Origin of the sequence: Sphingobacterium sp. B16(2022) (assembly GCF_012030425.1) — a bacterium.
Lineage (GTDB): Bacteria > Bacteroidota > Bacteroidia > Sphingobacteriales > Sphingobacteriaceae > Sphingobacterium > Sphingobacterium anhuiense.
The window spans coordinates 1-293 of the sequence record NZ_JAAUVN010000017.1; the positions used below are offsets into that span (position 1 = coordinate 1).

A 293-nucleotide genomic window follows, 5' to 3' on the forward strand; every position below is an offset into this window, starting at 1 on the left:
TCCCACAGGGCGTCTCCGACCCCGCGGTACTCAGGGTACTGCTAGGCTAGCATTCTATACGTGTACAGGGCTATCACCGTGTATCGCTGGGCTTCCCATCCCATTCCACTTCTGTTTGCTAATGCCACATCGCAGCCCTACAACCCCAGTCATGCCGTAACAAAACTGGTTTGGGCTCTTTCCCGTTCGCTCGCCACTACTTGGGAAATCATTATTATTTTCTTCTCCTACGCCTACTTAGATGTTTCAGTTCAGCGCGTTCGCGTATTTTACAACATACCTTCAGTATGCTA

The 293-nt window shown here is 50.2% G+C and carries 1 rRNA gene; it reads right to left on the reverse strand.

Going from position 1 to position 293, the window contains the following annotated elements:
* Positions 1-293: ribosomal RNA gene (locus HCX49_RS25250) — 23S ribosomal RNA — on the reverse strand; the annotation flags it as partial.